Consider the following 1,784-nt stretch of genomic DNA (forward strand, 5'->3'; position numbering starts at 1 on the left):
GTCCGAGTTGTTGCGCCCATTTGTAAGCACTGGGATTGCTACCCGTGGCGAGTAAGACGCGATCGGCTGTCAGAACTTGCCCGGATTTGAGGTTTACAGCCCATCCTGAGGGCTGCTGGGGCGTAATATCGCTGACAGCAGCCCCCGTCCAAATTTTGACCCCAGCAGCCGCCGCAGCGTCCATTAAGCACCTGACGATCGTGTCGGAGTCGTCGGTAGTCGGAAACATCCGTCCGTCGGCTTCAGTTTTGAGTTTGACCCCGCGATCGGCATACCAAGCTACGGTATCTTGAGGTTGGAAGCGGGTAAAAGCTCCCCGCAGAGCCTTATTACCGCGCGGGTAGTACTGTACCAATTGGGTAGGATCGAAACAGGCATGAGTGACGTTACACCTACCGCCACCAGAGATTTTGACCTTAGCGAGGGGATATTTACCCGCTTCGAGCAGGGTAACGCGGGTATCGGGATAAGTTTGGGCGCAGGTAACAGCAGCAAAGAAGCCTGCTGCGCCGCCGCCGATGATGATGATTTGGGGCACGGGTGGGGGTGTGGGGACGGGGGGACGGGGGGACTGGCGAGACTGGGGGACTGGGGGAGTTAGTGAGATGCGGAGATCTACCCACCCCGCCCTGTCGGGCACCCCTGTCTTGAAAAGGTGCTCTACTTGGGGAAACCCCAAGACCGCACTTTTCGCTCCGAGGAGGGGATTTTATTTCCTAAAGCCTAAAGCCTAATTCCTAAAGCCTAATTCCTATGCTCCATGTGCGCGGGGATCTTCATTACTGCCGCTGGGGACTACTTTGGGTGTGAATTTGGAGACTTCTCCGGCTGTGGTGGTGTCGGTGAGGGCGGTTCCGGCGATGAGGTCGGTAAGTTTCGATGTTAATATTTGGCGGGGCTGTTCGCCGATGGCTTGAGCGAGGACGGTGCCTTTGTTATCGAAGAAGACAAAGTGGGGAATTCCATCGACGCGGTATTTGGTGACTTCGGGGAGCCATTTGGTATTATCGACGTTGAGCATGGAGAAATTGATGCGATCGCCAAATTGGGATTTGATCGCGGCGAGATCTGGTGCCATTGCTTGACAACTGGTACACCAGTCAGCATAAAATTCCATTAGTGTCGGTTTACCATTGCTAAGGGCGATGTCGATCGGTTGGGATTGTTTGGCTTGACCTTCGAGACTATCGGTAAAGTTTTGGGCGCGAATGCCTAAAACAAGTGCAACGGATAGCAAGATCGCGATCGAGACGATTGCAAAGTTACGCAGCCGTTGGGGTGCAGAGCTAGATTCCATTGCCATAAATTTAAAATTTAATAATAGTCTGTAAGCTAAATATATCGTGGAGTTTGGGAGTGAGGTAAAACTCAGTCCGATCGGTTGGCGATCGGGTGATACACTGGCAGCTATGTGTCTTTTTAGTCGCTAGTAGATCGATACCGATCGCTGTTAAACTGTCAACCAATCCGATCGATGTTGTCAATCCCTACCTTCCCCGAAGCCAATCGCGAGATCTTAAGAGAGCTAACTGATTATAGCGATCGAGATTTAGTTAGTTTGCATCAGTTACATCCCGAACAGGGTAAATTTTTTACAGCTTTGTTTTGTCGCTATGGGGCGATCGTGCATAGTGTGATTCAACATGCGGTTGAGTCTCAGGCTCAGGCTGATTATTTATTTGCGATCGCGTGGCGACAGATTTTTGAGGAACTCGATCGAGTTAAGTTATCGGCAGATTCTCACTCGACTAATTGGCAAAACTGGCTGATTGACATCACTGGTA

3 protein-coding genes and 1 pseudogene are annotated in these 1,784 nt (G+C 51.3%); 1 reads left to right on the forward strand and 3 read right to left on the reverse strand.

The features are described 5' to 3' along the window. The 3 genes from RMO52_RS15045 to RMO52_RS15055 all read right to left on the reverse strand — a co-directional run. Positions 1 to 538, reverse strand: a 538-nt coding sequence (locus RMO52_RS15045; protein ID WP_310415682.1) for an NAD(P)/FAD-dependent oxidoreductase, incomplete at its 3' end; no start/stop codon positions are given. A gap of 213 nt (positions 539 to 751) precedes the next feature. After that, positions 752 to 1,303 carry a thioredoxin family protein gene (locus tag RMO52_RS15050; RefSeq protein WP_309743892.1) on the reverse strand — a complete coding sequence of 184 codons (552 nt, stop codon included), beginning with the start codon at positions 1,301 to 1,303 and terminating at the stop codon, positions 752 to 754. Positions 1,304 to 1,307: 4 nt separating this feature from the next. After that, entirely contained in the window at positions 1,308 to 1,466 is a 159-nt protein-coding gene (locus RMO52_RS15055) for a hypothetical protein (RefSeq protein ID WP_310415679.1), read from the reverse strand. A gap of 8 nt (positions 1,467 to 1,474) precedes the next feature. On the opposite strand from RMO52_RS15055, the pseudogene RMO52_RS15060 reads away from it, so the two are divergent. Then, positions 1,475 to 1,784: pseudogene (locus tag RMO52_RS15060) on the forward strand (sigma-70 family RNA polymerase sigma factor); the annotation flags it as partial.

Source organism: Chamaesiphon sp. OTE_8_metabat_110 (genome assembly GCF_031382685.1).
GTDB lineage: Bacteria > Cyanobacteriota > Cyanobacteriia > Cyanobacteriales > Chamaesiphonaceae > Chamaesiphon.